Here is an 18,136-nt window from a genome sequence, read left to right as displayed (position 1 = left end):
ATAGCGGTGGTTCAGTTATGGAGATGCTGGATCTGCCGCCGCCTTCGCGAGCAGGCTCGCTCCCACAGCGGAAATGAGATTGGGCGTTGGATGTGCATGCGCCGCAGGACCCCTGTGGGAGCGAGCCTGCTCGCGAAAGCGGTGGTTCAGTTTATGGAGATGCTGGATCTGCCGCCGGGATCAGGCGTCTTGGTTGCTGCGGTTCTGATTGATGAAGTCCACAAACGCCCGTAACGGCGAGGGCAGGTAGCGGCGGCCGGGGTAGTAGAGGAATGGTCCGGTAAAGCGCTGCCACCAGGGTTCGAGTACCGGTTCGAGGACACCGCTGTCCAGGTAGGGGCGCAGCCAGTCCTCGAACAGGTGGACGATCCCCAGTCCATCCACCGCGGCCTGGACGGCCAGGTCCATGGCGCCGCCAATGCGCACCAGCAATGGGCCGTTCGGCTCGACGCTGATGGTTTCGCCGTCACGCTCATACTCCCACAGCGGCAAGGCGCCGCTGGGGAACTTGCCGGCCAGGCAAGCGTGTTGCAGCAGGTCCCGTGGATGCTCGGGGCGGCCCCGGGCGTCGAGGTACGCCGGTGCGGCGGCGGTCGCGAAGCGTTGAAAGCGCGGGCCGATGGGGATCGCGATCATGTCCTGTTCGAGGCGTTCGTCGTAGCGAATACCTGCATCACACCCGGCCGCCAGCATGTCGACAAAGCTTTCTTCGGTAACCACTTCGAGGCGGATGTCGGGGTAGCTTTTCAGGAACGGCGCGATGATCGACGGTAGCACCAGTCGGGCGGCGCTGACCGGCACGTTCAACCTGAGGGTACCGGAAGGGCGGTCGCGAAAATCGTTGACCACGTCCAGCGCGGATTCGACTTCGCCCAGGGCCGGCACGATGCGTTCCATCAACCGTGCGCCGGCCTCGGTCGGCACCACGCTGCGGGTGGTGCGGTTGAGCAGGCGCACGCCGAGTCGGCTTTCGATCCGGCGTACCGCGTCGCTGAGGCTGGAGGCGGATTTGCCGCTGAGCCGGGCGCCTTCGCGAAATCCCCGCGCATTGACCACCGCCACAAAGGCCAGCAGGTCTTGAATGTCCGTCGCCATTGTTCTCTCCGTCGTACAACCCGTTCGGATTGCACATGATTATCAGTGGAGTGGTCAACGCCTATAGTCGGCTCACACAGACTAATTCAAGGGGTACGCGATGAGCAGGGCAGACAAGGCGGGGACTTATTTACTGGGTGATCGTACGGTCAACCGCATGGGCTACGGCGCGATGCAACTGGCGGGGCCACAGGTCTTCGGACCGCCCAAGGATCCGGCGGCGGCCATCGTCGTGCTGCGCGAAGCGCTGGCCGCTGGGGTCAACCACATCGACACCGCCGATTTTTACGGGCCCCATGTCACCAACCAATTGATCCGCGAGGCGCTGCACCCTTACGCCGACGACCTGGTCATCGTGACCAAGGTCGGCGCGGTTCGTGGCGCCGATGCATCATGGAACCCAGCCCAGAGCACCGCCGAGCTGACCCGTGCGGTGCACGACAACCTGCGCAACCTCGACGTCGAGGTGCTGGACGTGGTCAATCTGCGGGTCATGGGCGATGTGCATGCGCCCGCGGAAGGATCGATTGAAGAGTCCTTCACAGCATTGGCCGAGCTGCAGCGCCAAGGCCTGATTCGCCAACTGGGCCTGAGCAACGTCACGGCGGCGCAGGTCAAGGAGGCCCAGGGTATCGCCAAGGTGGTCTGCGTGCAGAATCACTACAACCTGACCCATCGCGACGACGAACAACTCATCGCTGACCTTGGCCGCCAGGGCATTGCCTACGTGCCGTTCTTCCCACTGGGTGGCTTTACGCCGCTGCAATCGGAAACGTTGTCGAACGTTGCCGCGCGCCTGGAGGCGTCGCCGCTGTGCGTTGCGCTGGCATGGCTGCTGCAACGTGCGCCGAATATCCTGCTGATTCCCGGTACGTCGTCAGTGGCTCACCTGCGGGAAAATATCTCGGCCAGTGAGCTGCAGATTCCGGCGCCTATGTTGGCTGAGCTTGACGCCATGGTTTAGCCGCAGCCCCTTTGGGCAGTCTCCATTCGCCTGAAAAATCGAACAGGGTCCAGCCGGGCGATGTCCCAGACATATCGTTGTCAGGCAAGGATTTCGTCATGGCAGACCCTTCTATTCCCGGCCACCGCTGGGCTGATTCGACCTTGGCATTCTTGCGCGAGGGCTACCCGTTCATACGCGAGCGTTGCGTCGCCTATGGCAGTCCGGTTTTCCAGACCCGACTGCTGGGACGGCGCACGCTGTGCCTCAGTGGGCTGGAAGCGGCGGAGCTGTTCTACGATGCGCGGCGCTTCGTCCGGACCCCTACGTCGACACCGGCGCCGCTGCGCAACATCCTGTTGGGCGCGGGCGGCGTCCAGGGTCTGGATGGCGCACCTCATGCGCGACGCAAGCAGCTGTTTCTCGACGTGCTGGACAAGGAAAGCGTAAACCGCCTGGTCGGCCGCTACGAGGCTCACTTGAGCGAAGCGACGGCGAAGCTTGCGGCGAACCAGCCGATCGAATTCCTGCCGTGGATCGAGGCGCTGCTGTGTCGATCGGTCTGCGAGTGGGCCGGCGTGCCAATGATGAGTGATCGGCAAATGCGGCGGTTGACCCGTCGGCTCGCCTCGCTGATCGATGGCAACGGCCGCGTCGACTGGCGGATGCCGGCCGCCTGGATGCGGCGCAAGGCTTGCGAGGCCCAGGCGGCGCGCTGGATAAAAAACTGTCGGCAAGACCCGGCGCCAGCATCGCTGCAGACCCCGCTGCAACAGCTCGCATGGCATCGCGATGAGCACGGCCAGTTGCTCCCACCGCGGATAGCGGCAGTGGAGCTGCTGAATATCTTGCGTCCAGTGGTGGCGGTGGGGCGCTTTCTGTTGTTTGGGCTGATCGAGCTGGAACGCCGGCCGCAATGGCGCGCCAGCATTGCTCGCGATGACGCTGCGGCTTGGGCTTTTGCCGAGGAAACGCGGCGCTTTTACGCGTTCTTTCCGATGGTGGCGGCGTTTGTACGCGAGAGTTTCGAGTGGCGAGGCTACCGCTTCGAAAAAGGCACTCGGGTGCTGCTCGATCTGTTTGGCTCCAACCGTGATCCGGCGCATTGGAAAACCCCGGAAAGCTTTGCGCCCGAACGTTTCGGCCAGTGCCCCATGAGAACCTCTGTCATCAGCCAGGGCGGCGGGGAATACACGTATCACCGCTGCCCGGGCGAGCCGCTGACGCTGGCCCTGATGCAGAAAACTTTCGAACATCTGTGCCGCCACGTGCAATGGCGGCTGGTGGTGAAAGAAGTCGATTTTCAACGCCTGCCCATGTTGCCCAGGGAGCCGGTGCTGATGTCAGTGGTGACCGGCTAGCCACGCGCCTCATCCGTCTCGTTTCGATGGTGTTCCGGCCAGCTGTCGACGGGGCGGGCGCGGTCTTCGTTGAACATCTCGGTGAGCAACGCGTTGGCGCGTCGGTAGGCGTCGTGCCGGAACGTGAGGTCATCTTCCGGTTGGGCGACGATTTCTTCGAGCATCTGCAGATTCAAGCGGCGAAACTGATCGGCGCGTTCGCGCGCCTCGTAAGCGCCGACACCCATCTGCACCAGTGCCCGGCGACCCAACGCCAGCGCGCTTTCGAAGGTTTCCCGCTCGGCAACCTCGACGCCCATCTGCCGCAGGTTGATCAGGTGGCCCATGTCCCGCGCGCGGACGACCAGTTTCAACGTGGGGAAGTGCTCCTGGGCCAACCGGGTCAGCGTCAGGTTGTCTTGCTGATCGTCGATCGCATTGATCAGCACCGCCGCCTGTGCCGCGCCGGCCGCGTGCAACAGGTCGAGGCGCGTGGCGTCGCCGTAGAACACTTTCACGCCGAATTTGCGCAGCGTCTCGATGTTGTCGGGGTCGTGGTCCAGAACCACTACCTCGACGCCGCAGGACATCAGCAAACGTCCGGCGATCTGTCCGAAACGGCCGAAGCCGGCAATGATCACCCGCGGGTTCTGCTGGTCGACGAGGTCGGATTCCTGGCGGTCTTTCTTGCTGGCCGACTCGATTCGCTCCAGCAGCAGAATGAGCAGCGGCGTCACGCACATCGACAGGGCCACCGCCAGGGTCAGGCTCTTGCCCCACTGGTCGGTCAGGATGCCCGCCAACGTCGCGGCGCCGAACACCACAAAGGCGAACTCGCTGCCCTGGCCGAGCAATACCGCCTGCCAGGAACGCTGGCCGGCGGGGACATTCAGGAAGCGGCTGACGGCCTTGATCACCAGCAGTTTGATCAGGATGAACCCGACGGTCAGGGTGATGACTTTCAGCGGTGCGTCGATCAGCGTGCCGAAGTCGATCGACATGCCGACGCCGATGAAAAACAGCCCCAGCAGCAAGCCCTTGAACGGTTCGATGTCGCTTTCCAGGGCATGGCGGTATTCGGAACTCGCCAGCAACACGCCGGCGAGGAATGCGCCCATGGCCATCGACAGGCCGGCTTCTTCCAGCAGAAAGCCGAAGCCGAATACCAGGAACAGCGCCACGGCACTGAAGATCTCACGCAGGCCCGAGCGCGCGGCGAAGCGCAACAGCGGCCGTGTCACGTAGCGCCCGAGCAGCACGACGACGCTGATGGCGGCGACGATCTTGACGATCGATAACGCCAGGGCCATGCCCGACGGCGTGTCGCCATGGGCCGAGAGCAACGGGATCATGGCCACCAGGGGAATGGCCGCGATGTCCTGGAACAGCAGGACGGCAAAACTGCTGCGGCCCACGGCGGTAGCGTTCAGGTTGCGTTCGCTCATGGCCTGCATGGCGATGGCCGTGGACGAAAGGCTCAGGGTCAGGCCCACCAACAACGCCGCCGTCCAGCCCAGGCCGAGCGCCGCGCAAAACGCTGCGATGGCGGCGCCGCAAGCGAGCATCTGCAGCGCGCCGCCACCGAATACCATCCGGCGCAGCGCCCAGAGGCGCTTGGGGTCGAGCTCAAGGCCGATGATGAACAGCATCAGCACGACGCCGATTTCGGCGAATTCCAGGATGGCCTTGACGTCGGTTATAAGCTTCAGCCCCCACGGGCCGATCACGCACCCGGCCAGCAGATAACCGAGCACCGGGCCCAGGCCCAACCGGACGGCAATCGGTACGATCAGTGTCGCCGAGGCCAGGTAGATGAGCATTTCGATCAGGCTGTGAGTTTCCATATCAATCTTCCTTCCAGGCGGCCAGGCGTTCGCCATAGTGTTCGATTTGCTCGCGTTGGGCCTCGGCGTCGCCGGCAAACGCACCATGCACGACCAGCGGTTCCAGCCAGCGCATATGACAGTAGAGCGCCGTGGCCTGGAGCGGCTGCGCCAGCACGGCAAAGCCGGGGTAGGCGCCCATCTGGAAATGATCGTGTTCGCCACCCGTGGTGACGGCCCACAGCAGGCTTTTGCCGTTCAGGGCCGTGGCGCCTTTGCCGTACGCCCAGCCATGGGTGAAGACTTTGTCGATCCACAATTTGAGCAGGGGCGGCATGCTGTACCAGTACATGGGGTGCTGCAGGACGACCAGCTGTGCCTGTTCGACGGCGCGCTGTTCCGCCTCGACGTCGATGTCGAAATCCGGGTAGAGATCGTAGAGCGAGCGTATGACCACGTCCGGATTGGCGCCGGCGCGCTTGAGCATCTGCTGGTTGACCCGCGACTGGTCGGGGTAGGGATGGGCATAAACGATCAGGATCATCGGGCAATTCCAGGCGGCTGGGTCCGGGTCAAAAGGCCGGACATCCTACCGGGGAAGGCGCGTGATGTTTAGGAGATTGTTCCCGGGCGAGCCTTGCCAGGGTCAATTGAGCGGCAGCGAGACCCTGACCTCCAGGCCGCCGCCCCGGCGATTCCTGAGCGTCAGTGTGCCGCCGTGCTCCAGAACCGTCGCCCGAGCGGCCGACAGGCCCAGGCCGACGCCGCCGGTATTTTTGTTGCGTGAACCCTCGATGCGAAAGAACGGTGCGAAGACCTGCTCATGGTATTCGGGCGCAATGCCCGGGCCGCGATCCTGGATGCGGATTTCGATGCGATCGATGAACGTCTTGAGTTGAACACCCGGTTCGCTGGCGTATTTGACCGCGTTGTCGATCAGGTTGGTCAGCGCGCGCTTGATCCCGATGGGGCGGCCCACGTAGACCAGCCGCTGGACGCCTTCGAAAGACACTTCGATGCCGCCGTCCCTGAAATCATCGACGATGGTGTGCAGCAGCTCCGCCAGGTCGAACGCGGTGGCGTGTTCGAGGCGCGCTTCGTCGCGGAAGAATTCCAGCGCGGCGTTGACCATCGCCTGCATCTCGTCGACGTCCCGGAACAACCGCGATTGCTGTTCGGCATCCTCGATGAATTCGCCGCGCAGGCGCATGCGGGTCAACGGTGCCCGCAGGTCATGGGAGATGGCCGCGAGCATTTGCGTGCGGTCCTGGACGAAATGCTTGAGCTGGGCCTGCATGGCATTGAACGCCAGGATCGCCTGGCGGATCTCGAAGGGGCCGACGACCGGGATCGGCGGCGCCCGGAAGTCCACGCCGAAGCGCCGGGCACCCTCGGCGAAACGCTCCAGCGGGGTTGCCAGGTGCCGCGTGGCAATCAGGGCGACGATGAAGGTCGACAGCAGGATCAACGCGATGATGATCAGGTTGCGCTGCCATTCCCCCAGCCCCCAACTGCGCGAGCCCACCGAGAAGATGACCCAGGTGTGGTCAGACAGCTCGATAATCACCGCGTAGCGTCTGTCCGGGTCATCAGCGGCCGGCCAGTCGTTGGGCTCGTAGGCCTCGATCCGGGCGTCGGGCCTGTTCAATTGCTGGTGCAGGAACGCCGAGCCTTCGCTGAACTCCGGATCCCCGATCACCGGCAGATGCGCCTCCTCGTAGCGCTGCAGCCACTGCACATTGATCCCGGGATCACTGGCGATACGGGCAATGGCGTGCCGTTGGCCGGGATCGGCCGCGTCGATGATGCGCGTGATCGCCGCAGCCTTGTCCATCAGGCCGGTTTCCATCAGAGGAGGGCGCGCCCACGCACCGGCCACCAGGCTGAACAGTTCGTTGAGGGCCAGCAGCGTCAGCATCGAAACCATGGTGGTCAGGGCGATCCAGCGCGCCACGGTGTCCCTGGGGCGAGGCATCTTCGAGGGGTTGGCGGTCATCGCTTCACCACGTGAGGGCTGAACAGGTAGCCGCTGTTGCGGATGGTACGGATCATCGACGGGCCCGTGATGTCGGTCTCCAATTTGCGCCGCAGACGGCTGACCTGCACGTCGATGCTGCGGTCGAACGCGTCGAAGGTTTCGCCCCGGGCCAGGTCCAGCAGTTGCTGGCGGGTGAGGACGCGGCGCGGATGTTCGGCGAAGACCAGCAGCAGTTCGAACTCGCCGGTGGACAGCGGAATCATGACCTTGTCGGGGGAGCGCAACTCGCGACGGGTGACGTCCAGCTGCCAGCCCTCGAATTCCAGCACGGGTCGGGAGATATCGCCCAGGCTGCCCCTGGCTTCGCCGGTACGCCGCAGGACGGCGCGGACCCGGGCCAGCAGCTCGCGGGCGTCGAAGGGTTTGGTCAGGTAATCGTCGGCGCCCATTTCCAGGCCGACGACGCGGTCGCTCAGTTCGCCCATGGCGGTGAGCATGATGATCCCGACCCGGTGTTCGGCCCGCAGTCGCTGGCAGAGCACCAGGCCGTTGTCGCCCGGCAGCATGACGTCGAGGATGATCAGGTCGGGCATCCGCCGCTCGACCGCCTGCCACAGGGCTGCGCCGTCGGCGGCCACTTCGACGCTGTAGCCATGTTGTTCAAGGAATTTGCGCAGGAGGGCGAGGACTTCGAGGTCGTCGTCCACCAGGAGTAGGTGGCTCACAGGGGTCACGTCGGGCAATGGATACAGGAGGCGATACTAGGGTCAATCCGCCGCTTGCGTCATATATTTCAATCCGGAAACAAAGCGACCGGCACGCAACATTGCGGAAATCTTCGGGCAAGAAAACCGCGGCAGGATTGCCTCGATGTCAGCCAGTGAAGCTGTGCACTGAACCCTGTGGCGAGGGAGCTTGCTCCCGCTTGAGTGCGAAGCGCTCATGGATTTTTAGGGCCGCTTCGCGACCCAGCGGGAGCAAGCTCCCTCGCCACGGGTTGGGTGTTCGGCTTTCAACTGGCAGGCAGCCCTTATTCCTCGCCGAGATGATTCTGTATGCCGATCGCCAGACCCGCGCTGCTTGTTCGATCCACCGTCGTCGTTGCGCTGGCGGCGTTTGCCAGCGGTTGCAGCAGCACGCCGCCCGCGACACCGGGCAGCTGCGAGAATATGCCCTATGCCGTGCATGATCCGGCGGAACCGGTGAACCGCGGCATCTTCGCCTTCAACCGTACCGTGGACGACTATGCCCTGGCCCCCATCGCCCGTGGTTATCGCAAACTGCCAGAGATGTTCCAGAGCGGCGTGCACAACTTCGTCGCCAACTTCGGCGAGCCCAAGGTCTTCATCAACGATTTGCTGCAAGGCAACGGCGAGCGCTCGGTCACCACCCTGGGCCGTTTTGTCATCAACACCACGGTGGGCATCGTCGGGCTGATCGATGTGTCGGGCAAGATGGGCATCGCCCGTCACGAATCCGATTTCGGCCAGACTTTCGGCGTCTGGAATATCGCTCCGGGGCCGATCGTCGAGCTGCCACTGTTCGGCACTGGCAACCTGAGGGACGCGACCGGCAAGGTGGTGAGCTTCGCGGTGGACCCGTTCGGCAGCAACAGCGATACCGTCGAAACCCTGGGCACGATCAAGACCGTGGGCGGTGTCGTCGATGGCCGTGCCGAGGCGCTGCCGCTCACCGACAAATTGCAGACCCAGGCCGATTACTACGTGGCGCTGCGAGACGCGGTCGCCCAGCGGCGCGCCGATTTTGTCGCCGACGGGAAACTGGGAGCCGTCCAGGACAACCCGCAATGCCAGGAACAGGGTGCCGGGGATGAATAGCCAGGCGCTGGTCCTGCATCGTCGAGTGAAGACACTCGACCAGGGTGCGTTGCATTGCCGCGAAGTCGAGTTGCGGCTCGCCGAGGATGGCCGGCATGTGCTGCTCAGCCGCTACGTCGAATGGTACGACCCCGAGCAAGCGGGCTTGTGCGCTAGCCAGCACTATCGTGTGCCGCTGGCGAGCATGATTCGGTGGATGATCAATAACGGCGAACGAGGGGAGGGCCACTGACAGCGGTTCAATAATGGCTGTTTGCCGCCCGAGCAGTGATGAAACATTTTTACATACTCTCGCTAAATTAGAGTTGTACGATGTCGTACGAAATATGGTCGACTGTGTCCGTTTCTCACAAAAAAAACAACGGAGACTCCATCCATGTCGAGCATACCTTCCGTCGAAGGGCAGGCTGCAGCCCCCGCGCAAAGCCGCTTCGTACGACTGTTGAAGCTTCTAGGCCCGGGCATCATCGCGGTACTTTCCTGGCTGGGCGCAGGCGACCTCATCACCTCATCCGTAGCCGGTGCCAACTACGGCTACGCCATGATGTGGGTGCTGGCGGTGTCTCTGCTGCTGCGCTACCTGATCGTCAACATCATCGCGCGCTTCCAGCTTTGCAATAACCAGGGCATGACCATCCTGCAGGGCTACGCGCAACTCAATCCGTTTTTTGCCTGGTTCCTGCTGGTGTATGCGCTGCTCATGGGGCACCTGATGAATGCCTACATGATCAAGGGTGCCGGCGAGGCCTTGGCGATGCTGCTCAAGACCGATTATCCGCTGCTCTGTTCGGTGGCGGTGGTGCTGGCGGTGTGGATGCTCGTCGGGCGCAATATCTATTCGATGATCGAAGGCGTGATGAAGGCGCTGCTGGCGATCATGACTTTGGCGTTCCTGGCCCTGGCGGTGATGTCCGGCCCGGATGTCGCCGGTATCGTCAAAGGCACCATCGGCTTCAGCATTCCGCCGGATGAAGGCGTACACGGTGCGCTGCTGGTGGCGGTCTCGGTGATCGGCGCGGTGGCCGGTTCCATCGCCAACTTCGTTCACCCCTACGTGATGCGCCAGAAAGGCTGGGTGGGTCCTGAGCACAAGCGCATCCAGCGCAACGACCTGCTGTTTGCGGTGTTCGTCGGGATCATCATCAACCTGGCGATCTGGATCGTCGGCGCGGAAATCCTGCGGCCCAACGGCATCGAAGTCAAAACCCTGGGCGACCTGGGCAAAGCCCTGGAAATCTTCTTCGGCCCGATTGGCTGGTATGTGTTCTTCATCGGTGTCTTCGCCACGCTGTTCGCCAGTATTTCCGGCAAGACCACGGCGTTCCCGATGCTCATCACCGACGCCTTCCAGCACGTGCGGCCCGAGCGTCGCGAGCGCTACGGCAAAGAGTTCCACCGTGACCCGATGCACAAGTGGTTCATGCTGTTCATTCTGGTGACGCCGCTGATCTGGTCCTTGCCCGGCATGCCGGACTTCGTGACCCTGACCATCGGTGTCAACGCCCTGAACATCATCGGCCTGCCGGTGATCTCCCTGGGCCTGTTGATCATGTCCAACCAGAAGTCGCTGCTGAGCAAGGAATACCGCAACAACCTGTTCGAGAATATCGCGCTGGTATTCGCCACTGGCCTGGCGTTGTGGGTCGCGTTCCAGCTGGGCGTCGATCTGTTTACCTGAGGTCTGCTCATTCATCTCTGGAGGGGCTGCTAGACTTCACGGTCCAGCCCCTTGCGGAGAATCCGGATGAACAACAAGAACAGGATCTGTCTCTGGTATGACGGCACCGCTCAGGAAGCTGCGCAGTTCTATGCGGCCACCTTTCCCGACAGCGCGGTGAACGCCATCCATCACGCGCCCGGCGACTACCCGGCGGGCCAGGAGGGTGACGTGCTCACCGTGGATTTCACCGTGATCGGCATCCCCTGTATCGGCCTGAATGGCGGGACGATGTTCAAGCACAACGAAGCGTTTTCTTTCCAGGTGGCCACCGATGACCAGGCCGAAACCGACCGCTTGTGGAACGCAATCATCGACAACGGCGGCCAGGCGAGCGCTTGCGGATGGTGCAAGGACAAGTGGGGCGTGTCGTGGCAGATCAGCCCGCGGGTGCTGATCGAAGCAGTCACCAGTTCCGACAAAGCCGCCGCCAGGCGCGCCTTCGAGGCCATGATGAACATGACCAGGATCGATATTGCGGCGATTGAGGCGGCGGTGAGGGGCTGATCGGCAGTACCGCCATTCATGCAAGCTGAACCACCGCTATCGCGAGCAAGCTCGCTCCCACATGGGCTCCATGGGGAGACCGAACATTGAGTTCACACCTCTTCCCTGTGGGAGCGAGCTTGCTCGCGATGGCGCCGGTACTGTCGATACAGCTATCAGCTCCCGGTGGTTTCCGGCAACCGCGCAATCACCTTGATCTCGAACTGGAAACCATACAACCAGGTCACGCCCACCGCCGTCAGCGTCGGGTGCGGCGCGTTGCCCCAGAATTCCGGCACGACGCTCCAGACTCGCTCGAATATTGCCTGCGGATCGACCATGAAGACCGTCACGTCAACCACATCGTCAAAGCTGCAATCGGCGGCCGCCAGGATCGCCTTCAGATTGTTGAACGCACGCCGGACCTGATCCTCCAGGAGCGGCTCCGGTGAACCGTCCTCGGTACTGCCGACCTGCCCGGAGACGAACAGGAAACCATTGGAACGAATCGCCGGCGAGTAACGGTTGCGCTCGTAGAGCGCCTGGCGGCCGGGTGGGAAAACAACGTCGCGCTGTGTCATGGGTGTCTCCATCAAATGAGCCGCAAGCGGCGGGAAATCAACGATGAAGTCACTCTAGGGGCTTGTGTCCGGGCGATAAACGAGCAACCTTGGCGATCACTGTTTGTAGAACCCAAACAATCCGAGGCACCCATGGATCGTTTCGATGCGATGCAGGCGTTTGTACGTGTCGTGGAGGCGGGCAGCTTCACCAAGGCCGCCGAGACCCTGCACATGAGCAAGACCACCGTGACCCAACTGGTGCAGCAGCTGGAGGCGCGGCTGCGCGTCAGGCTGCTCAACCGCACCACCCGCAAGGTCAATGTCACCGCGGACGGCGCGGTTTTCTACGAGCGGGCGATTCGCCTGCTGGCCGACCTGGACGACGCCGAAACCAGCTTGTCCACTGCCCAGTCGCTGCCCCGTGGCCGGCTGCGGGTGGATGTGCCGAGTCCGCTGGCCGCGATGATCCTGGTGCCGGCATTGCCGGGTTTCTATCAGCGCTACCCGGACATCCAGATCGACCTGGGCGTCAGCGATCGCATCGTCGACATGCTCGACGAAAATGTCGATTGCGTGGTGCGCGGCGGTGAACTGAAAGACCAGTCACTGATCGCCCGGCGGGTCGGCGACCTGGCCTTGGGCGTGTTTGCGGCGCCGAGTTACCTGGCGCGCGAGGGCATCCCCCTGCATCCCCGGGAGCTGGAAGATTCCGCGCACCGCATCGTCGGTTTCCTCTGGGCGCGCACCGGCAAGGCGCTGCCTTATGCCATGCACAAGGATGACGAACACCTTCATATCAAGGGCCGCCATGTGCTTGCCGTCGACGATGGCAACGCTTACCTCGCAGCCGGCCTGGCGGGGCTGGGCGTGTTATGGCTGCCCCAGTACATGTCCCGCCCACACGAAGCGCAAGGCGCGCTGGTGCCGCTGTTCGAAGGCTGGCGCCTGGAGTCGATGCCGCTTTACGTGGCTTACCCGCCGAACCGGCACATCAGCGCCAAGCTGCGGGTATTCATCGACTGGGTGGTGGAGCTGATGGCGCAACATGCGCCTATTATTGATCGGCCTGTGTCATGAAAATTTTCTCGAATGCAGAGGAGATCGACGATGGACCGGTTCACTGGCGGTTGCCTGTGCGGCAACGTGCGCATTGAAGCTTCAGGGCGCCCATACCGGGTTGGCCTGTGCCACTGCCTGGACTGCCGCAAACACCATGGCGCACTGTTTTTCGCCGCCGCCGTGTTCCCCCGGGACGCGGTGACCGTCAGCGGTGAAACCCGGGATTACGCCGGACGTTTTTTCTGCCCCCACTGCGGTTCGTCCGTCTTCGCCCGCAGCGGCGACGAGGTCGAAGTCAACCTGGGCACGCTGGATGCGCCCGACCAACTGATGCCCACCTACGAAAGCTGGACCGTGCGCCGCGAATCCTGGTTGCCGGCGTTTCCACTCTCACGGCGCTATGAACATGATCGCGAGGGCACGGGGCGGTTCGAGGGGTAGGGTGCTCCTGGCCAAGCAGAGCCTCAGGCTGGCTCCCCTATGCACCACTGTTGGACTTTGTTTTCGTCGTAAGGTCGAGTGACCTCATGTCCATGCTCGATGAAGTGCATGGGAACGTGCAACGCGAGCCTGTCGCTGAGCCGTTGCGGTTCCAGCGCGTTAGCCTCGCCGAGAAAACGCAGGTAGTAGTCCTGGTCGTAGAAAATCGTGACTTCGCTTTCAAACACCCATGGCCATGTCAGCAGGCACGCGACTCGGTAGTAGCCCTGTGAACGGTCTGCGGCACTGGACAGATGTGTTGCAGCTTCAAGCAGTTGCTGCATACAAAAGGCCTGGGCTTCGATCCTGGCTCGATCGCCTTCGACGAGGAGTTCGTGGACCGGAATCTTCCAGTTTGCATAGCGCCTGTCTTCCGGCCTCGGATAAAAATTGCCTTCAAAGCCCGATGCCCAGCGCTCGATCGAGCGAAGGCGACGGTGGAGGCCCCTGAGTGGTTTTCCGTTGATGCTGATTTGCCGCATTGATGAGCCCTGCCGAATTTGGGCGATCATTCTCTGGGGCCGGATGGGACAATCCAAGGGCTGCTTCGACGAATTCAGTGTCATTTGATTTCCCTCAATGACTGGACCAGGCAGTCATAGTGCAGCGTGAAGGTTGGACAGGGCTTGTTTGCTCACCGGTGTTACGCCATCGCGAGCAGGCTCGCTCCCACAAGGGCTTGGCGGTGGACATAGGATCGAAGGCCGTCCCGAATCCAATGTGGGAGCGAGCTTGCTCGCGATGGCGGCCCAGAACCTTGCCCATCCTCTGTGGTCAGCCCAAATACGCCTTGGGAACCGAGGAACTGGAAATGGACCTGGCCGAGCAATACCGCAATTACATCGACTGCCTGAATGCCCGTCGCTGGCAGGCGCTGGGTGACTTTGTCGACGATAGCGTGCAATACAACGGCGAACCGGTGGGTTTGGCGGGCTATCGGGCGATGCTGGAAAACGACGTGAGGACCATTGCGGACTTGCGTTTTATTATCGACGTGCTGGTGGTCGAACCGCCGGATGCCGGGGCCCGGCTGCTGTTCGATTGCTCGCCGCGCGGCCGGTTTCTCGGGCTTGAGACCGATGGCCGGCGGATTCGCTTTTCCGAGAATGTGTTCTACACCTTCGATGGCGGCAAAATCGTTCGCGTGTGGTCGGTCATCGACAAGGCGGCGGTGGAAGCGGCGCTCCAACGCGAAAGCCCTTCCGGAGAAGGGCTTTGAGCACAAATGAATGATTGAGTGGATGAATGTGGGAGCGAGCCTGCTCGCGAAAGCGGTGGCACAGCTTGCAGAGGTGTTGAATCTGCTGCTGCCTTCGCGAGCAGGCTCGCTCCCACAGGTTATCTCCCACCCAGTTATTCGCGATCGTTATCCGGGGGGTCATTCCTTGAGGAAAGTCAGCAGGTCCTGGTTCAGGCGATCCTTGTGCGTCTCGGTCAAGCCGTGCGGCGCGCCTGGGTAGACGATCAGCCGAGCGCCCTTGATCAGTGCCGCCGAAGCCCGGCCTGAGGCATCGATGGGCACGATCTGGTCGTCGTCACCGTGGATCACCAGCGTCGGCACGTCGAATTTTTTCAAGTCGCCGCGAAAGTCGGTCGCCGAGAACGCCGCGATCGAGTCATAGGTGTTCTTGCTGCCGCCTTGCATGCCCTGCGCCCAGAACGACTGGATCAGGCCTTGGGATGGCTTGGCACCCTTGCGGTTGTAGCCATAGAACGGGCCGGAAGCGATGTCCAGGTACAGCTGCGAACGGTTCTCCAGGGACGCTTTGCGCAGGCCGTCGAAGACTTCGAGTGGCAAGCCGCCGGGGTTGGTGTCGGTCTTGAGCATCAGCGGCGGCACCGAGGACACCAGCACGGCTTTCTTGACTCGACCGGTGCCGTGGCGACCGATGTAACGCGCCACTTCGCCGCCCCCCGTCGAGAAGCCGACCAAGGTCACGTCCTTCAGGTCCAGCGCTTCGATGACCGCCGCCAGGTCGTCGGCGTAGTGGTCCATGTCGTTGCCTTCCCACGGCTGGCTGGAGCGACCATGACCGCGACGGTCGTGGGCAATCACGCGGTAGCCCTTGGAGGCGAGGAACATCATCTGGCCTTCCCAGCTGTCGGAGTCCAGCGGCCAGCCGTGGCTGAAGGTGACGACCTGGCCATTGCGCGGGCCCCAATCCTTGTAATAGAGCTGCACGCCATCCTTGGTGGTGATGTAGCTGGACGACTGCACCACGCTGCCGACGGCCGAGGCCGGGGCACCGGCTTGTACGGGCGTCGCCGCCTCGGCGCCGAGGGTGGCCAGGGCCAGGGTTGCGACAGCCAGGGTGCGGTTGAAGGTGTTCATCGTTTCTCTCTCCATAAGGGGTGTTTTGATCTGCCGGGATCGTCATCGATCGCGTTGGTGGGCAGATTAGAGAGAGCGCAGCGCAACGAGAACGGCGCTGGCGTCGATAGCAACTATGGGGAATTCAGATACCTGCAGAATCTCAGAGACCTCAGGGCTCCAGATACCTGCAAGATCACTGTGGCGAGGGAGCTTGCTCCCGCTGGACTGCGTAGCAGTCCCAATGGGCCGGATGCGGTTTTGCAGGTATACCGCGTGTTGGGTATTACGACGGCTGCGCCGCCGAGCGGGAGCAAGCTCCCTCGCCACAAACGCAATTGCAATTGTTGGCGGGGATCACCCAAACGAAGGCATCGGCCCCAACGATTTGATCACCCAGGCGATCACCGCTGCGGCAATCAGCACCGCTGCCAGCAGCCCGATAAACAGCCACTTGACGACTTTCACCCACCTCGGCGTCCCGGAACTCGGCGGGAGCGTTTCGGCGGCTGTCTGCCTCATCGCCTCGGAGCAGCGTTTGCACTCACCGTTATCAGCGAGAATAAGGGCTCCGCAGTAAACACAATTTTTCATGGTATATCCGAGGCTCGAGGACGTTTGTGCGACGACGAGATATCGCCGCACCAGAGGCTTAGTATTTATAGACGATGCCCAGCCTGCCGAGGATTTCCAACGCATTGACCAGGCCCAGGCCGTTCATGGGCAGGCAGGCAAATGCCTGGTATTCATCGAAATGCGTGCCGATGGCCAGCAGCTTCAAATCGTGGGGTTCCAGCTGCGCGTTGAAGTACTGCAGCAGTGCGCGCTCCCAATCGTCGGCGCGGTTCACGGCGTCAACGGTCTTGCTGTCCGGGGCAGGGATTTCGATGCTCAGTTGCTTTAACGGGGCGAGGGCATTGATGGCGTAGACGCCTGAGGACGACCATTCCTTCCATTCGAATTCAGCCAGCTGCCCGGCCTCGGAAAGCGCCGATTGCACTTGCGTCCAGGCCCAATCCCACTCGCCGGTAGGGGCCGGCATATTGTCGATCAGCGCTTGCGCCTGCGCCTCTTCGAAAAGTCCATCGAACAGGTCGGCCAGCGTATCGGCCAGATCCACGGGCGGCCCGTTGCCTTGGGTGTCGAGGTCGAGGCTCAAACGCTGCCAGAGACTGCCAAGTTCGGCCCAGTCGTCATCGTCCATGTCGTCATCGATCACTTGGGCCTTGTGGCCCCGGTGGTAATTGTCCAGCCGCGTCTTGCGCACCCGGACCGCGCCTTCGACGACATCCACTGCATAACTGCTGTGGTCCAGGTAGTTGGTCTGGAAAACGATGCGATCAGGAAACAGGTCATGGACCAGGCTTTCTTCCGCGTCGAAGTACGACGCACCCTCAAGGGTGCCGTGGGCGGCGGTGATGCGCTGAAGCGCCAGTGGATCGATGGGGTTGGTGGTCATCTACTTCACACTCTTGATGTGCATGTCGATGGAAGTGGAGTCGCTTTTGTCGGTACTGGCATGGAAAAAGAAGCCGTAGTCGACCAGATAGTAATAGTGATCGAAGGGGACGGGGCCGGGGCTCGGGCGCTGTTCCTGGCAGCTCATGGCCTTGGCCTGGCCGCTCAGCGCCGGGTTCAGTTGTTTGGCCGGCAATTCGCGGTCGATGCGACAGTCGACGACTTTCGGCTCCGTGCCCAACGTACCGATGATGTTGCTGGTGAGACTGCCTTGTCGGGTGAAACCCAATTGACCGCCCACCGGCATGTGTTGCCAATCACCGCGGAAACTCAGGCTGTCGATCACTGCGGTGTTCCGAGACGCCTTGGCCTGCTCCAGGCCTGACAACGTGAGCAGGCCACGCCAGCTGATCATGCGGCCGTCGAGGTTTTCGCTTTTGTGTGTGATGCGCAGTTGGCGGGTGGCAGGGTCGCTCGACAGAAAATATTCGGTACGCTCCGGCCGGCTTTCCTTGGGGTAGTTGACGGTGCCGGCCAGTTCCACGTAGCTCAGCGTCTTGGCCGGCGCCGGCATGCCGAGTTGTTCGATACTTTTCAGCACGTCCGGGTTGATGACCGGAAGACCATCGGCCTCCAACGATACGCTGCGGAACGTGAATGCCGGCGCATTGACCGGGGCTGTGCGGGACTGCTGGTTGGCGCAAGCGGCCAGTGCGATGCAGGCGATGCCAAGGATAAGACGTTGCACGGGTGTCTCCGGGAAGTCCATTCGAGGGAGGCGTGACGGGGTGCTGATGCCTGTCACAGGCAAGGATCAGCTTTCAGGGGAAACGGTCACCTCTGGATCGGCCTCAGCCGCCAGCTTCAGTCGGTCGGCTTTGCTGATGTATCGGTCCTTGCTCTTCGGCGCCAGCTTGGCACTGGCCTTCTTTGCGTTGGCCTTGAGTAGCTGGTTGATCTTTTTACGGCGATTCATGTTTTCTACTCGGCTTGTCCGATTGGGAAGCGGCTGCGGTGACGTATCGTAAGTGCGAAAGGGGGCGGT

20 protein-coding genes are annotated in these 18,136 nt (G+C 62.3%); 9 read left to right on the top strand and 11 right to left on the bottom strand.

The genetic code is table 11. From position 1 onward, the window contains the following. Positions 1 to 180: 180 nt before the first annotated feature. Entirely contained in the window at positions 181 to 1,095 is a 915-nt protein-coding gene (locus tag J3P96_RS17985) for a LysR family transcriptional regulator (RefSeq protein ID WP_434624615.1), read from the bottom strand. 100 nt (positions 1,096 to 1,195) lie between these two features. Between J3P96_RS17985 and J3P96_RS17980 the strand changes: the two genes are divergently transcribed. Together J3P96_RS17980 and J3P96_RS17975 are read left to right on the top strand one after the other, a co-directional pair. Further along, a complete protein-coding gene (locus J3P96_RS17980) occupies positions 1,196 to 2,059 on the top strand; it encodes an aldo/keto reductase family oxidoreductase (RefSeq protein ID WP_434652741.1) in 864 nt (287 codons plus the stop codon). Between the two features lie 98 nt (positions 2,060 to 2,157). Beyond that, positions 2,158 to 3,399, top strand: coding sequence for a cytochrome P450 (locus J3P96_RS17975; protein WP_434652740.1), 1,242 nt, complete (start codon positions 2,158 to 2,160; stop codon positions 3,397 to 3,399). On the opposite strand, the gene kefC is transcribed toward J3P96_RS17975, so the two are convergent. From kefC to J3P96_RS17955, 4 genes are all read right to left on the bottom strand, one after another. Then, positions 3,396 to 5,222 (bottom strand): glutathione-regulated potassium-efflux system protein KefC, encoded by a 1,827-nt coding sequence (gene kefC, locus J3P96_RS17970; protein ID WP_434652738.1) that lies wholly within the window; start codon positions 5,220 to 5,222, stop codon positions 3,396 to 3,398. The two genes, J3P96_RS17975 and kefC, sit on opposite strands and share 4 nt — an antisense overlap. A gap of 1 nt (position 5,223) precedes the next feature. Then, entirely contained in the window at positions 5,224 to 5,745 is a 522-nt protein-coding gene (kefF, locus tag J3P96_RS17965) for a glutathione-regulated potassium-efflux system oxidoreductase KefF (protein ID WP_434652736.1), read from the bottom strand. A gap of 102 nt (positions 5,746 to 5,847) precedes the next feature. After that, positions 5,848 to 7,197 carry a sensor histidine kinase gene (locus J3P96_RS17960; RefSeq protein ID WP_434652734.1) on the bottom strand — a complete coding sequence of 450 codons (1,350 nt, stop codon included), beginning with the start codon at positions 7,195 to 7,197 and terminating at the stop codon, positions 5,848 to 5,850. Continuing rightward, positions 7,194 to 7,904, bottom strand: coding sequence for a response regulator (locus tag J3P96_RS17955; protein ID WP_434624604.1), 711 nt, complete (start codon positions 7,902 to 7,904; stop codon positions 7,194 to 7,196). The genes J3P96_RS17960 and J3P96_RS17955 overlap by 4 nt, the downstream gene beginning before the upstream one ends. A 330-nt stretch (positions 7,905 to 8,234) precedes the next feature. On the opposite strand from J3P96_RS17955, the gene J3P96_RS17950 reads away from it, so the two are divergent. From J3P96_RS17950 to J3P96_RS17935, 4 genes are all read left to right on the top strand, one after another. After that, positions 8,235 to 9,017: an MlaA family lipoprotein gene (locus tag J3P96_RS17950; RefSeq protein WP_434603830.1), complete on the top strand. Its 783-nt coding sequence runs from the start codon at positions 8,235 to 8,237 to the stop codon at positions 9,015 to 9,017. Beyond that, positions 9,010 to 9,249 (top strand): hypothetical protein, encoded by a 240-nt coding sequence (locus J3P96_RS17945; RefSeq protein ID WP_434568963.1) that lies wholly within the window; start codon positions 9,010 to 9,012, stop codon positions 9,247 to 9,249. The genes J3P96_RS17950 and J3P96_RS17945 overlap by 8 nt, the downstream gene beginning before the upstream one ends. Before the next feature lie 144 nt (positions 9,250 to 9,393). Further along, positions 9,394 to 10,695, top strand: coding sequence for an Nramp family divalent metal transporter (locus J3P96_RS17940; protein WP_434652732.1), 1,302 nt, complete (start codon positions 9,394 to 9,396; stop codon positions 10,693 to 10,695). Between the two features lie 66 nt (positions 10,696 to 10,761). Then, the gene (locus tag J3P96_RS17935) at positions 10,762 to 11,241 is read left to right on the top strand and encodes a VOC family protein (protein ID WP_434652731.1); all 480 of its coding nucleotides are present in this window, start codon (positions 10,762 to 10,764) and stop codon (positions 11,239 to 11,241) included. Positions 11,242 to 11,396: 155 nt separating this feature from the next. Here the strand turns inward: J3P96_RS17935 and J3P96_RS17930 are convergent, their stop codons facing one another. Next, positions 11,397 to 11,801: a RidA family protein gene (locus J3P96_RS17930; protein ID WP_434652729.1), complete on the bottom strand. Its 405-nt coding sequence runs from the start codon at positions 11,799 to 11,801 to the stop codon at positions 11,397 to 11,399. A gap of 132 nt (positions 11,802 to 11,933) precedes the next feature. On the opposite strand from J3P96_RS17930, the gene J3P96_RS17925 reads away from it, so the two are divergent. Beyond that, positions 11,934 to 12,860, top strand: coding sequence for a LysR substrate-binding domain-containing protein (locus J3P96_RS17925; protein WP_434652727.1), 927 nt, complete (start codon positions 11,934 to 11,936; stop codon positions 12,858 to 12,860). 30 nt (positions 12,861 to 12,890) lie between these two features. Continuing rightward, on the top strand, positions 12,891 to 13,283 hold the full coding sequence (locus J3P96_RS17920) for a GFA family protein (RefSeq protein ID WP_434568958.1): 393 nt from the start codon (positions 12,891 to 12,893) through the stop codon (positions 13,281 to 13,283). Positions 13,284 to 13,306: 23 nt separating this feature from the next. On the opposite strand, the gene J3P96_RS17915 is transcribed toward J3P96_RS17920, so the two are convergent. Beyond that, on the bottom strand, positions 13,307 to 13,888 hold the full coding sequence (locus J3P96_RS17915; RefSeq protein WP_434652725.1) for a DUF3916 domain-containing protein: 582 nt from the start codon (positions 13,886 to 13,888) through the stop codon (positions 13,307 to 13,309). A 245-nt stretch (positions 13,889 to 14,133) separates the two neighbouring features. Here J3P96_RS17915 and J3P96_RS17910 point away from each other — a divergent pair, with 245 nt between their 5' ends. Further along, positions 14,134 to 14,541 (top strand): ester cyclase, encoded by a 408-nt coding sequence (locus J3P96_RS17910; RefSeq protein WP_434652724.1) that lies wholly within the window; start codon positions 14,134 to 14,136, stop codon positions 14,539 to 14,541. Between the two features lie 159 nt (positions 14,542 to 14,700). Here the strand turns inward: J3P96_RS17910 and J3P96_RS17905 are convergent, their stop codons facing one another. The 4 genes from J3P96_RS17905 to J3P96_RS17890 form a co-directional block, all read right to left on the bottom strand. Beyond that, complete coding sequence (locus J3P96_RS17905) at positions 14,701 to 15,654, bottom strand: alpha/beta fold hydrolase (RefSeq protein ID WP_434568956.1); 954 nt, start codon at positions 15,652 to 15,654, stop codon at positions 14,701 to 14,703. A 631-nt stretch (positions 15,655 to 16,285) separates the two neighbouring features. Continuing rightward, positions 16,286 to 17,092 carry a DUF6630 family protein gene (locus tag J3P96_RS17900; protein WP_434652722.1) on the bottom strand — a complete coding sequence of 269 codons (807 nt, stop codon included), beginning with the start codon at positions 17,090 to 17,092 and terminating at the stop codon, positions 16,286 to 16,288. After that, positions 17,093 to 17,839 carry a hypothetical protein gene (locus J3P96_RS17895; RefSeq protein ID WP_434652720.1) on the bottom strand — a complete coding sequence of 249 codons (747 nt, stop codon included), beginning with the start codon at positions 17,837 to 17,839 and terminating at the stop codon, positions 17,093 to 17,095. It abuts the gene before it with no gap. Between the two features lie 66 nt (positions 17,840 to 17,905). Continuing rightward, positions 17,906 to 18,067, bottom strand: coding sequence for a DUF2986 domain-containing protein (locus tag J3P96_RS17890; protein WP_434652718.1), 162 nt, complete (start codon positions 18,065 to 18,067; stop codon positions 17,906 to 17,908). Positions 18,068 to 18,136: the final 69 nt, after the last annotated feature.

Origin of the sequence: Pseudomonas sp. R3-56 (assembly GCF_051132075.1) — a bacterium.
Taxonomy (GTDB): Bacteria; Pseudomonadota; Gammaproteobacteria; order Pseudomonadales; family Pseudomonadaceae; genus Aquipseudomonas.
Note: the sequence above shows the minus strand (reverse complement) of the source record. Positions and strands in the feature narration are given on the sequence as shown.